A 15,861-nucleotide genomic window follows, 5' to 3' on the forward strand; every position below is an offset into this window, starting at 1 on the left:
GACAGACAATACCCCGGTAGGCTATGAGCCGACCGGGGTATTGTCTGTGTGTCTGTCTTTGAAATAGGTAAGCAGGAAGTTACGGAAGGACTGGGCGACCAGCGGGAGCTTACCTTCTGCCCGGTGAATCAGCCCCACGGTTCTGGTAATCGTAGGCTCCACCACCCGGACCTGCGCAGGCTGCATCGGGTTGGTCTGGTAGAGCGCCATCTCCGGCAGCAGGCTTACCCCCATCCCGGCGGCTACCAGACCACGGATCGTATCGGTCTCCCCGCCTTCAAAAGCAATCTGCGGCTTGAACCCTGCCGCCAGGCAGGCCTGCCACACAATCGGCCGCAGCGAGTAGCCTTGGCTGAATAATACGAACTTCTCGTCCCGCAGCTGCTCCAGCCGGATTACTTCTTCGCTGGCAAGCGGATGATTCTGCGGCAGAATGGCGAACAATTCCTCGGTCATGACGATATCTCCGGCCACATGTCCCACATTCTCAGGGAACGGCGAGATGAATGCCAGATCCACTTCTCCAGAGATAACATCCTTGATTAAGGAAGGATAGGCCCCCTGCTTGAAGCGGAATTTCACATGGGGATAATGCCGGCGGAATGCCGCCACAATCGAAGGAATCAGATGGGTCCCGAGGCTATGCGGGAAGCCGATGCGGATCTCACCGCGTTCCGGGTCAAGGAATTCATGCACCTCCGCCACAGACCGGTCGAGTTCATTCAGAACCGACTCCACTCTTTTGCAAAAGAGCTGCCCGACAGGCGTAAGCTGCAGGTTTCTCCCCTTCTGCATGAACAGATCCACCCCCAGCTCCTGCTCCAGCTGATGAATCTGGCGGCTCACTGCAGATTGTGCGACATGCAGCTCCTCCGCCGCTCTGGTGACATGTTCCTTCTGGGCAACCTTCAGAAAATACTGCAGCTGTCTAAGCTCCACGATTACACCCTTCCTTATCGCCGGTTTCGTTTGAATACACGGATGATTAGCCCATAGATGAAGAATCCGGCGATCAGGCCGCCGATATGAGCAATATAGTTGATACTTGGAGCAGCAAAGGACATGATAATCCCCATCACCAGAAGTCCGTAGAGCGTCTTGCGCGAGCCCTCATCCATCATTGCTCTCTGAAGCACCGCAATATAGAGGAATGCGCCATAGACGGCGTAGATCGCCCCCGAGGCCCCTACAGAGACAATTCCGATCTCCACATTCCCGCGGCTGCTTATAAGAACCCACAGCAGATTAGCAATGAAGCCGCCGCCCAGATACAGCAGCGCATAACGCCACCATCCCATCAGCCGCTCCAGCGGCGGGGCGAACACAAGCAGCGAGAAGCTGTTGAAGAACAAATGGGCGAAGCCGTTGTGCAGGAACATCGCCGTCACGCAGCGCCACAGCTCATCCGTTTCAGCGCCCACATTGACCGTAGCCCCATACTTCACAAGCGTGTACAGGTTGGTAGAGCCGCCATTCAGGGACAGCACGATGAACATAACCACGTTGGTCAGAATCAGCGCACAGGTTACAGGGTAATACCGGAGATAACTTCTCCACTTCTCATACCTTATAAAAATCATAACACCCATCCTTTTATGTATGTTGTCCAAGCTCGACATCCAGCTTCTAAAAAGATTATAATTTATTCTGGCAGGTACATGCCAATAATGCAATTCAAGGAGGAAACAAGGACATGACGCAAGAAAGAACAGGCGTAGCCACATTTAAGGGCAACCCCATCACTCTGGTAGGCCCGCAGCTGAAAGCCGGAGATCCCGCGCCGCAATTCACGGTTAGCAAGAATCTCCTGGAAGATGTTACTCTTACAGATTACGCTGGCAAAATCAAGCTGATCAGCGTTGTACCTTCCCTGGATACCGGTGTGTGCGATGCGCAGACCCGCCGTTTCAACAGCGAGGCTGCCGGTCTTGGCGATGATGTAGTCATCCTCACCATCAGCACTGACCTTCCTTTTGCCCAAGCCCGCTGGTGCGGTGCCGCAGGCATCGACAGTGTAATCACCCTGTCCGACCACAAGGAGACTTCCTTCGGACAAGCCTACGGCGTCCTGATCAAGGAATTCCGCCTCGACATGCGCTCCATCTTCGTTGTAGACAAGAACGACACTTTGGCTTATGTCGAGTATCTCGGTGAAATGGCTGAGCATCCGGACTACGAAGCGGCAGTTTCCGCAGTTAAAGCTCTACTGTAAGCTGGAACGGACAGCACTGATATGTTTTACAGCATTCATAGCTATAAATGTTCATTTTTGAAAAAAAGCGGCAGAAGGTCATCCTTCTCCGCTTTTTGCGTATGATGATCAATAAGGATATTCGCGCCACGAGCAGGCTGTCCCGCCGCCCCGGAAACCGCATACAATCCCGGCAAAACATGCCCGGATACTTGTCCTTAATCCACCTTATATTTGCCCAGCTTCTTATCCAGAGACTGGTACAAACGCTGAATGACACGGTAATTGGCACCCAGATCGCCAAGCGACCCTCTGGATGCTGAATATATATCTACGGCACAGCGTACGGGCGTGGTGCTTAGCACAGATACGGTAATATCCAGCGAGCGGCCTAACGCCGTTCTTTTCTCCAGGGTAATCTCCCCTACAGACTGCACTTCATGCAAGACCTTATATCCAGGAATTTTCTTCAGTGTTGCGGAGACTTCATCCCACGCCTTGTCTCTTGAAAGATTGTAATAACGCGTTTTCAATGCCGGATCTTTGGCACGGTCGCTTGTTCCGTCATGACTGCGAAATAAACCGACCAAGGTTCTTTTCAACGACAAAATTCTTCCCCCTCTTCAAATCCCAAGTTCACTACCTTAAGTGTAACACTCTTGTCCGCGGAACAAAAGGGCATTGCTCACTTTAACCTTGAAAAAGGCACCCTCTACCCGCAGTGAGCAGGTAACAGGGTGCCTTGTCAATTCCATTAGAAAACCCGCCTATGCCGTCCGGCTGCAGTGTCTTCTGAACCTGCTAGAGCAGGTGGGTGACCGCAGAAGTCGTTTTTGAATTCCCCAGGTCATATAGACAGGGCTGTTCAGCCGCGCTTCATGTAGATCTCCCAAGACATTATCATTGGTTCAAAACAACGAGCAACCATAACGTACATCGCAGGATTTATAAACATTATAGTGCGTTTTGACGAAAAAGTAAACCTGTATACGCTTTATTTAACACCGGGATCATTTTCCGTTGACAATACCGCCCGGATGATCAAAGGAATGTTAAGTCCGCTTGAAATCCTTACCAGTGTCCTTATCTCTGTCGTCTTCATCCTCGTCTTCATCATCATCGTCATCATCGTCGTCATCGGAAGCAAGACCTTCATTCTCAGCCGCTTCCAGTGCGGCCTGTTCTTCAGCCAGCTTCTTTTTCTCCACCTGTAGCTGCAGCTTATTGTATGTAGCGAAGAAATTAAAGAAGGCAAGCATAGCGATCAGCGTAGGAATACAAATCACGTAGAGCACCGGATACCGCAGACCTATATAGAGAAGAACGCCTGAACCAATCAAAGTCGAGAACACACGGATCGGCCGGGCGATCGTGAGCAGAATCGAATTGGTTACCACTTCCTTGAACGTCATCTGGTAGTGAACCACGATGGAGAAGAAGTTAAACATCGATACGAACAAAATAATCATCAGCACCAGCATCAGGATACCAACGATCTTGAAATTCGGCATTTGTGTCATGTATACGGTCACATCAACGTACATCACGACAAACAGCAGGGTGTAGATAAGCCCTCCCAGCATGCTTTTCAGATAATTCTCTTTGTACCCCTGAAAAAAAGTGCGGAATGTACTTACATCGGTATTGCCCATTACCCATTTGCGCACCACTGTAAATAACGCCGACGTCGCCGGAAATACAGTGAATGGCGCGAATACACCAAGTACCCAGTTCAGCATAATCTGCTCATTTGGTCCGCCTGCTCCTGAACCCAGCATGAGGATCTTCATAATTCCTGCGAACAGGAACGGTATCGAACACAATGCCCATAAAATATTGCTGAAGGCGATGCGTGAGATCCATTCCGTGATGCGGTATATACCGCCCATTGCTCCTTTAAACTCCAATTCCCTTCCTCCTGTCTATCTTGTGCATACTGCGTATCTTAACTATACCTGTTTGTACTGGACTTTTCCAGCGCCCAAGTTTACAAGTTCTAGGTAAGGGTCTAAGCAAGCTCTGCAATACGTCCATATATTACATTGTAACCACAACAAATCCCCCATGCTCAAAGGAGGTTGACCTCATGTCCGCACCTGGCTGCTGCAATCCCTGGACTTCCACTGGAACAATTCTCGTACTCTTCATCCTGCTGGTCATTATCAGCCGCACTTTCATCTAAGCGAATCCGCAGTAAAAAAGAAGACGGGGAACCGGTAACGGTTGCTCGTCTTCTTCAAGGTGTTCTGTTATGGCTTAAGCGTCAAAATCCTGCTTGGCCGGACGGGTGCTTGTGCTGCTCGGACGCGAGGATGATCTTCCGTCTGTGTTACGGCTCGCTCCATCACGGTTGCCTTTGTAGCCGCCGCCGTAGCTGCTGCCGCTTCCGCTGTTGCCGCCATAGCCGCTGCTATAGCCGCCACGGGTGCTTCCGCCGCTGCTGGCATTGTCACGATTTCCGCGATATCCGCCGCCGCTTGCATTGTCCCGGTTACCGCGATAGCCGCCACCGGAGCTAGAACCGGAACCGGAACGGTTGCCGCCATATCCGCCGCTAGGCTTACGCCCGCTGCGGATATCGTTCTTGCCGCCGCGGCGCTTGGCACGGATCGGATCTTCAGGAGTCAATTCAATTTGCGCATCCTTGTTGTCGCCGGTAAGAAGCTTCATCGCTGCGGACAGCAGCTGTACAGAATCATATTGCTCCAGCAATTGAATGGCAATACCTTTGTATTCATTCAGTTCACCAGTCTCAACCATAGCCAGCAAACGTTCAGCAGTAATGCGCTGCTTGCCTTCAATAGCCTCAGCCATTGTAGGAAGCGGTTTGCGGGTAATGCGGTGACGGGTAACACGTTCGATCAGGTGCAAATGGTCAATCTCACGCGGAGTTACGAAGGACCATGCCGTTCCTTCTTTGCCGGCGCGGCCAGTACGGCCGATACGGTGTACATAGCTCTCAGGGTCCTGCGGAAGGTCAAAGTTGATTACATGCGTTACGCCGGATACGTCCAGGCCGCGTGCAGCTACGTCTGTAGCTACCAGTACATCAATGCTGCCATCGCGGAATTTGCGCATTACAGCGTCACGCTGATTCTGCGACAAGTCGCCATGCAGGCCGTCAGCGGAATAGCCGCGCTTCTGCAAGCCTTCAGCAAGCTCGTCTACCCGGCGCTTCGTACGGCCGAATACAATCGCCAGATCAGGCGATTCCATGTCAATCAAGCGGCTAAGCGCTTCGAACTTCTGGCGTTCAGGCACTTCAATGTAAGCCTGGTCGATAAGCGGTGCGCTAATCTGCTTAGGAATTACGGATACATGCTGCGGGTTCTTCAGGAACTGCTGGGCAAGGCGTTGGATGTTAGGAGGCATAGTAGCCGAGAAGAGCATGGTCTGACGTTCTTCAGGAACGAGCTTGAGGATAGTCTGGATATCCTCCATGAAGCCCATGTCAAGCATTTCATCGGCTTCATCCAGTACGATCGTCTGAACATCATCCAGGCGGATGGTCTTGCGGTTGATATGGTCCAGGAGGCGTCCCGGTGTACCAATGATAATCTGTGGTTTTCTCTTCAGTCCGCGGATCTGGCGGCCGATATCCTGCCCGCCGTAGATGGCCAGTGAACGAAGTCCTTTGAAGCGGGTCAACTTACCGATCTCTTCAGCAACCTGGATGGCAAGCTCACGTGTTGGCGTCATTATCAGTGCCAGAATCTTCTCTTCTTCTCTTGCGATCTTGGAGATGAGGGGGATCCCGAAGGCTGCGGTCTTACCTGTACCCGTCTGTGCCTGTCCGATAAGATCCGATCCGGCCATAGCAAGCGGGATAGCCTGCTCCTGAATGGGTGTTGCTTCCTCAAATCCTAGCTCTGTGATTGCTTGAAGTACTTTTGGCTCCAAGCCGAATTCTGCGAATGTTTTCAAATTATTCATGCTCCTTCTATACAGTGGACATTCCACATGCTTGTCTGTATTCTTAAGTAGCGGTAAACACATTTATAGGCTGTCCAATCATGCCGTATTTCCTGCATGGTTTAGCGCGTATTGGGACAAAAAAATGTCCTATGATCAGGCCACTACTTACACCTGACAATTGCAGCTTCGCATTCTAAGCAATGCAAAAATACCATTGTAACGTCCTACTCAAGAATATCCTATACATTATATCACAAACCCAATCAGGAATACCAGTGTATTCCTTACTTTCATTACTTACATGACACTCACACTACACTCAGAGGTGAATTTGCTTGGTTAAATTAAGACTATTCGGGAGCTTTCTTGCCGTTCTCTTCGGGTCAGCGATGATCGCAAGCGGCTTTAATCTGTTCCTGATCCCCCACAGACTGCTCAGCGGAGGCGTATCCGGCCTTGCCATGCTGGCCGGTTATTTCACTCCTTTTAACATCAGCTTACTGTATTTACTCTTCAACATCCCGCTGCTTGCTGCCGGATGGTTCCAGCTGGGCCGGAGATTTATCATTCTGAGCATTGTCTCTGTAGGGGCAACAACCTGGTTGATGACAGTCGTGCCTGTCGTTCAGGTATCCTCGGATATGCTGCTCGCTTCTGTATTCGGAGGGGTGCTTGTAGGTGTGGGGGCCGGTATATCCTTCCGCGTAGGAGGCTCTTCGGGCGGCTTCGATATTCTGGGTTCCATTATAACACGGTACCGGGACTTCCCTGTAGGCAGTGTGCTGGTCGGCCTCAACGGTCTCGTCATTCTTGCGGCGGCTTATTTTGACGACAACTGGAATCTGGCGCTGGCATCTATGGTGTCCATTTACGTCACCGGTAAGGTGGTCGACTTGATTCATATCAGCCACATCAAAGTTACCGTGTACATCATCACCAACCGGACTGACGAGCTGCTGCAGCAATTGCTGGGCCTTCAGCGCGGAGTTACAAAATTTAAGACAGAAGGTGCTTATTCTCATGTAGAACGGGACATGCTAATGACAGTGACTACTCGGTATGAGCTTGCAGAGCTGAAACGCATTATCAAAACAAGTGACCCGCAGGCTTTTGTTAATATTGTCGAGACTGTCGGTGTGATGGGCTCTTTCCGTAAACGGTAATTTATAAGAAAATGCTTATCCGTTCAAATTATGTTATATTATAGCTACGCAGGACCTTAACAATTTCATGAAGATTGTGATTTACCCTCTTTTTTCCAGGCACTTCGTTTTTCCGGGTGGACCCTGAATTCTGATTCAGTTCGATTCGAAAAAGGAAAGGGTGATTTTTGTGGAAATGGAAACGGTAAAACTGTCAGCAATCGTCATGAGGTGGTATCCGGATATGATACCGTTCCTGAAGCAGGACGAACTCAATTCTGTAATCGTACTGCGTGACGGTCTGAGTATTCTGGAACCGGCAGATGCCATGGATATCATCCATTACAGCATTTGCGAGCATCAGAATTCTGCGTATCTTCATTGAGCAAGCTGCCCTAAAGAGCAAGTTGTAATAGTTGCCGCCCTGGTCGTTGGCCTTCGTGCCAGTCCGGGGCGGCATTTACTTTTATATTCAGCGGTTCAAAATCTGTACATCCCGTTTATAAACAACAAGAGCGGAAAGATGACATCAAAAAATTACGGGTATTGTTACAAGTCTGTTCTTTTTGGGTGCATCCGTTACCTTATACTTTATAAGGAATGTACATAAAGGGAGCGAATAAGAAATGAATATCACCTGGGCTTTACTGATGATGGCACTGGGAGGCGTGGGTGTCCCTAATCAAGGACATGAAGCCGATGTGGCAGCAGTACTGCAGGGCGCCATGAATCCCCCCATCGTCGCAGAAAACACAACGAATCCGGACGCAGCATCACCGAACGGAGGCGGCACTGCCTCTCCTGCACCTTCACCAAGCGCATCGCCGGAGACAGCTCGTATTGCTGATCCGCAGCCGGATGCTCCCAAGGTTAAAGGGATATACGTGACTGCCTACAGCGCCGGAGGCGCACGGATGGAGACCCTGCTTGCCCTGCTGGACAAGACTGAGCTCAACTCCATGGTCATCGACATTAAGGATGATGCCGGATACATCACCTACAAGACGGACAATGCTGAGCTTCAGCAAATGGGACATCCCCAGCCGTTCATAGGTGATATCAACAAGCTGATGACCCGCCTGAAGGAGCATAATGTCTACCCGATTGCGCGGATTGTAGTATTCAAGGATTCTGTGCTCGCCAAGAAGAACAAGGAATTATCCTTCGTCAACAAAGACGGCTCTGTCTGGGCCAACAAAGGCGGAGACAGCTTCGTCAATCCTTATAATGAAAATGTGTGGAAGTATAACGTAGATATTGCCAAGGAGGCCGTTAAGCTCGGGTTCAAGGAAATCCAGTTTGACTATGTACGCTTCCCTGAAGGCTTCGAGAAGCGTGCGGACACTCTGAAATACACGAAGAGCGACAGACCGCGCGTCGAAATCATCGCCGACTTTGTCAAGTATGCCAAAGCTGAGCTGGCACCGCTGGGAGTTCGGATCTCTGTAGATATCTTCGGTTATGCCGCCTCGGTACCTGCCGCAGAAGGCATCGGCCAGGATTTCGTGAAGATCTCCAAGAATGTCGATGTTATCAGCCCGATGGTCTATCCGAGCCATTATTCCACCGGCTGGTTCGATGTGAAGGACCCGGACAAAGACCCTTATGCTACCATTAAGGGCTCAATGGTTGATACGCACAAGAAGCTGAATCCGCTAGGCAGCTACAAACCGGTGATCCGCCCATGGATTCAGGATTTCACCGCCAGCTGGCTGGGCAGCGGGCATTATGTCAAATACGGCAAGAAGCAGGTTGAAGATCAGATCCGTGCCTTGAAGGATCAGAATATCGACGAATTCCTGCTCTGGAATGCCAATAACCGCTATACCGCCGATGTGAAGTACGACCAATAAGCTTTCTGCAATTATCCGGATGTATCCATAGCCGCACGATATCCAGAGCCCGGCAGCTGCCGGGCTTTTTACTGGGAATATAAGTATTCAAAATAAAGATAACGGGGCATTGATGATTATGAAACAGACTTCTTCCATTAAGCAAAAGGCCGGGCAATTCCTGCATATATTGCTTCCGATTCTGATTACTCAGATTGCATTGTCGGCCATTACCTTCTTCGACACCAATATGTCCGGCAAATTCGGCACGAATGATCTGGCCGGCGTAGCCATCGGCACAAGCCTGTGGATTCCGATCCAGACTGGCCTCAGCGGTATTCTTATGGGGATCACACCCATTGTGTCTCATCTCCTCGGCAGCAAGCGTGACAAGGAGGTGGCCAACCAGGTGATGCAGGGCATTTGGCTCTCCCTGATCGTATCGGTGCTCGTGCTGATTCTTGGCAGCCTCGCTCTCACACCGATCCTGAATTTCATGAATCTGGAGCCTGCGGTACGCGATATTGCCTTCCGCTTCCTCGGTGCCATCTCCTTCGGCGTTATCCCGCTGTTTGGCTATACCGTTGTCCGCAGCTGTATTGATGCCCTGGGCCAGACCCGCGTCTCCATGTTCATCACCCTGATTGCCTTGCCGGTCAATGTGGGGCTTAACTATCTGCTGATCTTCGGCAACTTCGGCTTCCCCCGCCTTGGCGGAGTGGGCGCAGGCGTTGCCTCTGCGATCACGTATTGGGTCATCTTCCTGATTGCCCTAATCTTCGTCTACCAGGCCGAGCCTTTCCGGAGCCTGCAGATTTTCCGTAAATTTCACGCGATGTCCCTGGTAAGCCTCAAGGAGCTGCTGAAGATTGGTGTGCCTATCGGCTTTTCGATCTTTTTCGAGACGGCGGTGTTCTCGGCTGTAACCCTGCTGATGAGCCGCTTCGATACCATTACAATCGCTGCCCATCAGGCGGCCATTAACTTCGCTTCCACCCTCTATATGATTCCGCTGAGCATCTGCATGAGTCTGACGATTCTCGTCGGCTTCGAGAGCGGCTCCGGCCGGCTGAAGGACGCACGCCAGTATGGCATTATGGGCATTGGTACGGCGGCTGTTCTCTCCCTGCTCACAGCACTGGTGCTGCTCTTCGCCGGGAATCATGTGGCCGGGCTGTATTCGGATGACCATGAGGTGATCTCGCTGATCCAGCATTTCCTGATCTACGCAATCTTCTTCCAGATCTCCGATGCTATCGCAACCCCGACACAAGGTGTGCTGCGCGGATATAAGGATGTTAATCCTGCGTTCGTCATCTGCTTCATTGCCTATTGGGTGATCGGCCTGCCTGTCGGATACCTGCTCGCCACCTATACTGAGCTTGGGGCCTACGGCTACTGGATTGGCCTCATTACGGGACTTGGAATCGGCGCAATTCTGCTCCTGGCCCGGCTCGTCAGGGTGCAGCGCAGATTCGCCCCGGAGAAGGCGTGAATTAACGCCACAAAGTGCAGCTATAGCTTCGATGCAGAACCAAAAACAGCCACAGACATTCGGGAGCTCCCCTTCGTCTGTGGCTGTTTTTCATCACCGGCTTTTTACCAGCAGATCCACCGCTTCCTTAATCACTTGCTCAGGGGAATTCCCCTTCGTCAGCTCTTCCTGGATACAATGTTCCAGGTTATCTCCGATCACTGCACCGATAGAGCGGTCTACCGCTGTTCGGATCGCAGTCAGCTGAGTCACAATCTCACGGCAGTCCTTGCCTTCCTCCAGCATCCCTAACACGCCTCTTACCTGACCTTCAATACGTTTCAAACGGTTGGTAATAGCTTTATCATATTCCACTCTCAATCAGCCCCCTCTAGATGAATAGGTTCACGCCTGAGTCCTCGGCAGCTCCGAGATAGCTGGCAACACCGCCGAAGTCTACACCTTCAATTAATTCCTCCTGCTTGATGCCCATGATATCCATACTCATTGTGCAGGCCATCAACTTAACTCCCGCATTCAGAGCGCCCTGCATCAGATTCTCCAGGGACTCCACATTCTTGCGGCGCATCGTATAACGGATCATTTTGGCGCCAAGCCCGCCCATGTTCATTCTGGATAAAGGAAGCTTCCGCGTTCCCTTCGGCATCATCAGGCCAAATATCCGGTCGAGTGTATTCTTCTTCACCTGCGGTGACTGCCCCCGGCGCAGAACATTAAGCCCCCAGAAGGTAAAGAACATGGTGACCTGCTTGCCCATCGCTGCAGCGCCTGTTGCAATAATGAAGGAAGCGATCGTTTTGTCCAGATCTCCGCTGAATACAATCATTGTTGTCCCTTCTGAGACTGCTGCCTGTTCCGCCGCTCCCCCGGTTCTGTCTGCCGGGTCTTGTCCCTTGCGCACCAGTGCCTGAACCTTGCCTCCGGATACATCCACAGCTTCCAGCGTATTCCCCGTCTTGCTGCACCACTGCCTGATGTCAGCGGCAAACCCGAAATCCGTTGCAGTGATCTCTACCCGCTGTCCTTCCTCCATAGAATTTATTGTCTCATATACTTTGAGTATAGGGCCGGGGCACTGTAATCCGCAAGCATCCAGTAAGAGCTGAGGCTTACTGCTAAGCTGTTCCTGGATATGAACGATACTGGCGGGAGACGGGGCATCTTTTTTCAAAACCAGTGCCCCTGACTTCCCGGAATCTCCAGTGCTATTCCCTCTTGCCATTGCTGCGTATGTTTTGTAGCCTCCGTCAACGTTTCGTACTGCATATCCGTATTGGGTTAACATCCGGGCAGCAATGTAGCCGCGCAGCCCTACCTGACAGGATACAGCGATCTCCTTATCCCCCGGAATCGCTGTAAGCCGCTCTCTCAGCTCAGCCAGAGGAATATTGATGGAACCCGGGATATAACCGGCTAACCGCTCTGCTTCATCTCGGACATCAATAATAAAACCGCCATTGCGGGCGAATTCGTCCACTTCATGCCATTGCAGATTACGGACGAGTCCCTCCATCAGATTGGAGGCCACATAGCCCGCCATATTGACCGGATCTTTGGCCGAGGAATACGGCGGCGCATAGGCCAGCTCCAGATCCGCCAGCTTATCAGCCTTAAGCTTGCTGCGGATAGCGGTGGCAATGACATCTATTCTTTTGTCGACACCGGCACTTCCGGCTGCTTGCGCTCCATAAATCTCACCTGTCTGCGGGTTGAACAGCAGCTTGAGCGCTATCGGTGCAGCACCGGGGTAGTAGCCGGCGTGGGAATTCGGATGGATATGCACAGCTTCAAAGGGAACGCCCAGTGAACGAAGCGTCTTCTCATTGTTTCCGGTCAGCGCAGCTGTCATATCGAAGAGCTTGATAATCGCAGTACCTAATGCTCCTGTATACGAGGCTTTCCGGCCATTGATATGATCAGCGGCCAGACGCCCCTGACGGTTCGCACCCCAGGCAAGGGACACCATGGTATCGAACCCCTGAACACGGTCCTTCACTTCAATGACATCTCCAACAGCATAGATAGCCGGATCACTTGTCTGCAGCGAAGCATTCACCTTAACCGCCCCGCGGATGCCCAGCTCAAGCCCGCAGCTTCGTGCCAGGTCATTCTCAGGACTGACCCCGATCGCCAGAATAACCATATCCGTGCTGAGCTCCCCGCCTGAGGAGAGACGAACCAGACGGCCTTGTTGTTCAAAAGCCTCTACGCCCTCATTCAGCCGCAGCTCTACCCCATGCAGACGCATATGCTCCTCCAGCGGACGAACCATCTCCAGGTCAAGCGGGTTCAGAATCTGCTTCCCCCGGTCAATTACGGTTACGTCAAGTCCCCGCTCCCGGAGATTCTCAGCCATTTCAAGGCCGATAAAACCTGCTCCAATTACAGTGGCATGCCGGGGGTGACGGTTGTCCACATATGCCTTGATACGGTCTGTATCCGGAATATTCCTTAGTGTAAACAGGTTATCCGCCTCAGCGATTCCGGGAAACGGCGGAACGATAGGCTTCGCGCCTGGAGAGAGCACTACAATATCATACGGAATGTGCAGCGTTTCACCTGTCGTAACATTGCGGCAATGTACCTGCTTGCGTTCACGGTCAATCGCCGTTGCCTCGGTGAAGATTCTCACATCGATATTAAAGCGCGCCTGTATACCAGCCGGTGTCTGCAGGAACAGCTTATCTCTTGAATCAATAGTCTCCCCAATATAATAAGGCAAGCCGCAGTTGGCAAAAGAAACATGCTCTCCCCGCTCTATAATTATAATGTTATCTTCTTCGTTCAATCTTCTTAATCGTGCTGCAGCGGATGCCCCTCCGGCAACTCCGCCGATAATGACTATAGTTCTGCTCATATTGTTCCCCTCCTATTTGTATACCCCTATGGGTATTATAATATACGGGTAGGGGTATATAGTCAAGCCAAAAAACGGAGCAGACTCTTCCGGTAATGGAAGGATGACTGCTCCGCTAAGGATTGGAGATTGGATGAATTCTTGTAGTTGTTACTGGGATAGACGGGAAGCCAATTCATACAGCTCGATATTGAAATCTTTCTTCGTGTTCACTACCTTGTCGATATCAGTAAGAACCAGTTCCCCTTTAATAATCCCGCATGCCTTGTCTGATTCGCCTTCGATCAGCTTGCGGACCGCGAAATCAGCCAGACGGCTGGCAAGGTTACGGTCTCCCGGAGTTGGAGTACCCCCCCGCTGAATATGTCCCAGAACCGTAACACGGGCATCCAGGGAAGCATGGCGGTCTTTGAGCGCCTGAGCCACATCCTCACCTTTGCCGACGCCTTCAGCTACAATGACAATACTGTGACGTTTGCCGCGTGCGAAGTTATCCTTCATCCGGTCCGCTACCTCATTCAGATCATAAGGCATTTCCGGCACCAGAATCGTCTCCGCCCCGGAAGCAAGACCCGCATGCAGAGCGATGTCCCCGCAGTGACGGCCCATAACCTCCACAATGGATGAACGTTCATGGGAAGACATAGTGTCGCGCAGTTTATTGATCGCATCCACGACCACGCCTACGGCCGTATCGAATCCAATTGTGTAATCCGTGAAAGAGATATCATTATCTATGGTTCCCGGAAGAGCCATCGTCTTGATTCCCAGCTTGCTGAGCTTGTTGGCGCCATGATAAGAACCGTCTCCGCCGATAACAACCAGACCGTCGATGCCGAGCTCATTCAGAATGTCAGCACCCTTCTGCTGGCCTTCCGGCTTCATGAACTCCAGACAGCGTGCAGACTGCAGAACGGTTCCTCCGCGCTGGATGATATCTCCGACACTGCGCAGATCCATCGGGAAAATGTCGCGGTTCAGCAGGCCCTGATATCCACGCTGAATGCCGAATACCTCAATTCCGAAGTAGATCGCGCTGCGGACAACCGCACGCACTGCGGCGTTCATCCCTTGGGAGTCTCCACCGCTGGTTAATACTGCGATTTTTTTTACGTTTGACATTCTGTTAGTTCCTCCTTAAATTTGTGCCGGTCTCTCCCCTTACCTGAAGAAAACACAGCAGCATCTAATACATGTGTTTGCGTATCCAGCGGCTGTTGACGAAGAAGAAGAGCCTGGTCAGCGGACTATTCTTCATCAGCCTACGGGATACCGAGCGGACCTCCCGCTGCTCACTAACCTTGGGATCGGATAAATAGAGGGCCAGCAGTCCTTCGATGATCATACGGTGCATGGAGTTCTCGGGAAGACTACGGACATCCTTGCGGGCCCACTCCACAATGGAAGCGATCCGGTTCAGCATCATATCCGTATTCTCATAATAATTGCAGAAATTGAGATCACCGCCGGCCCGGTCTTCATCCTGGTCAATCAGATAATCCAGCATGATATGCAGACCGCACACATTCGGAAAATAAGCAGCACGAATGGATGAGGATGCCACTGTACTTAGCTTAGGATCACAGGATGCCAGAAAAAGCATAAATACGCCTAGGGTTGAACCGGTTGCGGCCGCAAATTCATTCCACTGGAGATGAGGCGCCCGGTGCCCCTCCTTCTCCCACCATTCCTTGAGGGCAGCTTCTCTAAGCTCCGGGTGAATGTGCTTATAGACCTGAAGATCGGTATACAATACGGCCAGATTATAGACCTCTTCAGCAGCAGCACCGTATCCGGGTAGCCGGGAGGTCATCTCCTGGCATTTGCGGACCAGTCTGTGCAGGTATCCGCCGTCATTCTGTTCCGTGCGCAGCGCGTAATAGTTCACAGGCTCTGCGCCGGGGGTAACCGCATCCAGCATAGACTTATGCAGCAGCCGGAAATCAGCCGGGTCAAGCGAAGTACTGCGGTCACACAGGTTGTCCAAATAATCACTGATCGTCTGATAGGCAACAATTAGCGGAATCAGTATATGTCTCATCGACAAATTGCCGGCGGCATAGATTCCGCCGCCTTCGCAATGAAACTGCTTCGTTTCAATGCTGGCAAGCGCTTGCTTGCGGAGCTCGGGATCGGGAATTCCTTCTGCATCCTTGCGCCAGAAATCGAGACATGATCGCACTTCCGGCAGCACGTACTTATAGACCCTCTTCATGAGTCCAATAGGACCGCGCGGACTACGGTTACGGCCTTGCTCAAATTCATTCAATGACAGTGCCTCCACATTGTTGTCTCCTTATCCAAATCATGATTATTATAATATGCAGAGCGGATTTGTACAAACAACAAAATCACTTTCGCAAACTCTTGAAAGATTCAGAAAATCGATATTTTACGGAACCCCCGGCTTCTCCGCTTTATGCTATACT

At 51.4% G+C, this 15,861-nt stretch carries 15 protein-coding genes and 1 other RNA gene; 6 read left to right on the plus strand and 10 right to left on the minus strand.

Annotated features, from left to right (window positions below; all coding sequences use genetic code 11):
- Window positions 1–21: 21 nt before the first annotated feature.
- Both NST04_RS25380 and NST04_RS25385 read right to left on the minus strand, forming a co-directional pair.
- Complete coding sequence (locus NST04_RS25380; protein ID WP_341186691.1) at window positions 22–939, minus strand: LysR family transcriptional regulator; 918 nt, start codon at window positions 937–939, stop codon at window positions 22–24.
- A gap of 14 nt (window positions 940–953) precedes the next feature.
- Window positions 954–1,580, minus strand: coding sequence for a rhomboid family intramembrane serine protease (locus tag NST04_RS25385; protein ID WP_341186692.1), 627 nt, complete (start codon window positions 1,578–1,580; stop codon window positions 954–956).
- A gap of 113 nt (window positions 1,581–1,693) precedes the next feature.
- Between NST04_RS25385 and tpx the strand changes: the two genes are divergently transcribed.
- Entirely contained in the window at window positions 1,694–2,212 is a 519-nt protein-coding gene (gene tpx, locus NST04_RS25390) for a thiol peroxidase (RefSeq protein ID WP_341186693.1), read from the plus strand.
- A gap of 197 nt (window positions 2,213–2,409) precedes the next feature.
- Here tpx and NST04_RS25395 read toward each other — a convergent pair whose 3' ends face one another.
- The 3 genes from NST04_RS25395 to NST04_RS25405 form a co-directional block, all read right to left on the minus strand.
- Window positions 2,410–2,799 (minus strand): DUF1499 domain-containing protein, encoded by a 390-nt coding sequence (locus NST04_RS25395; RefSeq protein WP_036725209.1) that lies wholly within the window; start codon window positions 2,797–2,799, stop codon window positions 2,410–2,412.
- A 148-nt stretch (window positions 2,800–2,947) separates the two neighbouring features.
- A non-coding RNA gene (gene ssrS / locus NST04_RS25400) (6S RNA) lies at window positions 2,948–3,139 on the minus strand.
- Window positions 3,140–3,243: 104 nt separating this feature from the next.
- The gene (locus tag NST04_RS25405) at window positions 3,244–4,098 is read right to left on the minus strand and encodes a YesL family protein (protein ID WP_341186694.1); all 855 of its coding nucleotides are present in this window, start codon (window positions 4,096–4,098) and stop codon (window positions 3,244–3,246) included.
- Window positions 4,099–4,277: 179 nt separating this feature from the next.
- On the opposite strand from NST04_RS25405, the gene NST04_RS25410 reads away from it, so the two are divergent.
- Window positions 4,278–4,373: a hypothetical protein gene (locus NST04_RS25410; protein WP_036702210.1), complete on the plus strand. Its 96-nt coding sequence runs from the start codon at window positions 4,278–4,280 to the stop codon at window positions 4,371–4,373.
- 74 nt (window positions 4,374–4,447) lie between these two features.
- Here the strand turns inward: NST04_RS25410 and NST04_RS25415 are convergent, their stop codons facing one another.
- The gene (locus NST04_RS25415; RefSeq protein ID WP_341186695.1) at window positions 4,448–6,115 is read right to left on the minus strand and encodes a DEAD/DEAH box helicase; all 1,668 of its coding nucleotides are present in this window, start codon (window positions 6,113–6,115) and stop codon (window positions 4,448–4,450) included.
- A gap of 326 nt (window positions 6,116–6,441) precedes the next feature.
- Here NST04_RS25415 and NST04_RS25420 point away from each other — a divergent pair, with 326 nt between their 5' ends.
- The 4 genes from NST04_RS25420 (at window position 6,442) to NST04_RS25435 (ending at window position 10,575) form a co-directional block, all read left to right on the plus strand.
- Entirely contained in the window at window positions 6,442–7,269 is an 828-nt protein-coding gene (locus tag NST04_RS25420) for a YitT family protein (RefSeq protein ID WP_341186696.1), read from the plus strand.
- Between the two features lie 175 nt (window positions 7,270–7,444).
- A complete protein-coding gene (locus NST04_RS25425; RefSeq protein ID WP_171718441.1) occupies window positions 7,445–7,633 on the plus strand; it encodes a hypothetical protein in 189 nt (62 codons plus the stop codon).
- A gap of 241 nt (window positions 7,634–7,874) precedes the next feature.
- Complete coding sequence (locus tag NST04_RS25430) at window positions 7,875–9,101, plus strand: putative glycoside hydrolase (protein WP_341186697.1); 1,227 nt, start codon at window positions 7,875–7,877, stop codon at window positions 9,099–9,101.
- A gap of 118 nt (window positions 9,102–9,219) precedes the next feature.
- Window positions 9,220–10,575: an MATE family efflux transporter gene (locus tag NST04_RS25435; protein WP_341186698.1), complete on the plus strand. Its 1,356-nt coding sequence runs from the start codon at window positions 9,220–9,222 to the stop codon at window positions 10,573–10,575.
- 93 nt (window positions 10,576–10,668) lie between these two features.
- On the opposite strand, the gene NST04_RS25440 is transcribed toward NST04_RS25435, so the two are convergent.
- From NST04_RS25440 to NST04_RS25455, 4 genes are all read right to left on the minus strand, one after another.
- Entirely contained in the window at window positions 10,669–10,929 is a 261-nt protein-coding gene (locus NST04_RS25440) for a metal-sensitive transcriptional regulator (protein WP_341186699.1), read from the minus strand.
- 16 nt (window positions 10,930–10,945) lie between these two features.
- Entirely contained in the window at window positions 10,946–13,432 is a 2,487-nt protein-coding gene (locus NST04_RS25445) for a CoA-disulfide reductase (RefSeq protein WP_341186700.1), read from the minus strand.
- Between the two features lie 150 nt (window positions 13,433–13,582).
- Window positions 13,583–14,554, minus strand: coding sequence for a 6-phosphofructokinase (gene pfkA, locus NST04_RS25450; RefSeq protein ID WP_036702222.1), 972 nt, complete (start codon window positions 14,552–14,554; stop codon window positions 13,583–13,585).
- Window positions 14,555–14,618: 64 nt separating this feature from the next.
- Entirely contained in the window at window positions 14,619–15,701 is a 1,083-nt protein-coding gene (locus NST04_RS25455; protein WP_341186701.1) for a tetraprenyl-beta-curcumene synthase family protein, read from the minus strand.
- Between the last annotated feature and the right edge of the window lie 160 nt (window positions 15,702–15,861).

Origin of the sequence: Paenibacillus sp. FSL H7-0756 (genome assembly GCF_038006765.1) — a bacterium.
Taxonomy (GTDB): domain Bacteria; phylum Bacillota; class Bacilli; order Paenibacillales; family Paenibacillaceae; genus Paenibacillus_AQ.

What these genes read in the sequence shown, in the direction of transcription:
- NST04_RS25385 (WP_341186692.1), bottom strand. Translation starts at nt 1,580, where the DNA reads ATGATTTTTATAAGGTATGAGAAGTGGAGAAGTTATCTCCGGTATTAC.
- tpx (WP_341186693.1), top strand. Translation starts at nt 1,694, where the DNA reads ATGACGCAAGAAAGAACAGGCGTAGCCACATTTAAGGGCAACCCCATC.
- NST04_RS25410 (WP_036702210.1), top strand. Translation starts at nt 4,278, where the DNA reads ATGTCCGCACCTGGCTGCTGCAATCCCTGGACTTCCACTGGAACAATT.
- NST04_RS25425 (WP_171718441.1), top strand. Translation starts at nt 7,445, where the DNA reads ATGGAAACGGTAAAACTGTCAGCAATCGTCATGAGGTGGTATCCGGAT.
- NST04_RS25430 (WP_341186697.1), top strand. Translation starts at nt 7,875, where the DNA reads ATGAATATCACCTGGGCTTTACTGATGATGGCACTGGGAGGCGTGGGT.
- NST04_RS25435 (WP_341186698.1), top strand. Translation starts at nt 9,220, where the DNA reads ATGAAACAGACTTCTTCCATTAAGCAAAAGGCCGGGCAATTCCTGCAT.
- NST04_RS25445 (WP_341186700.1), bottom strand. Translation starts at nt 13,432, where the DNA reads ATGAGCAGAACTATAGTCATTATCGGCGGAGTTGCCGGAGGGGCATCC.
- pfkA (WP_036702222.1), bottom strand. Translation starts at nt 14,554, where the DNA reads ATGTCAAACGTAAAAAAAATCGCAGTATTAACCAGCGGTGGAGACTCC.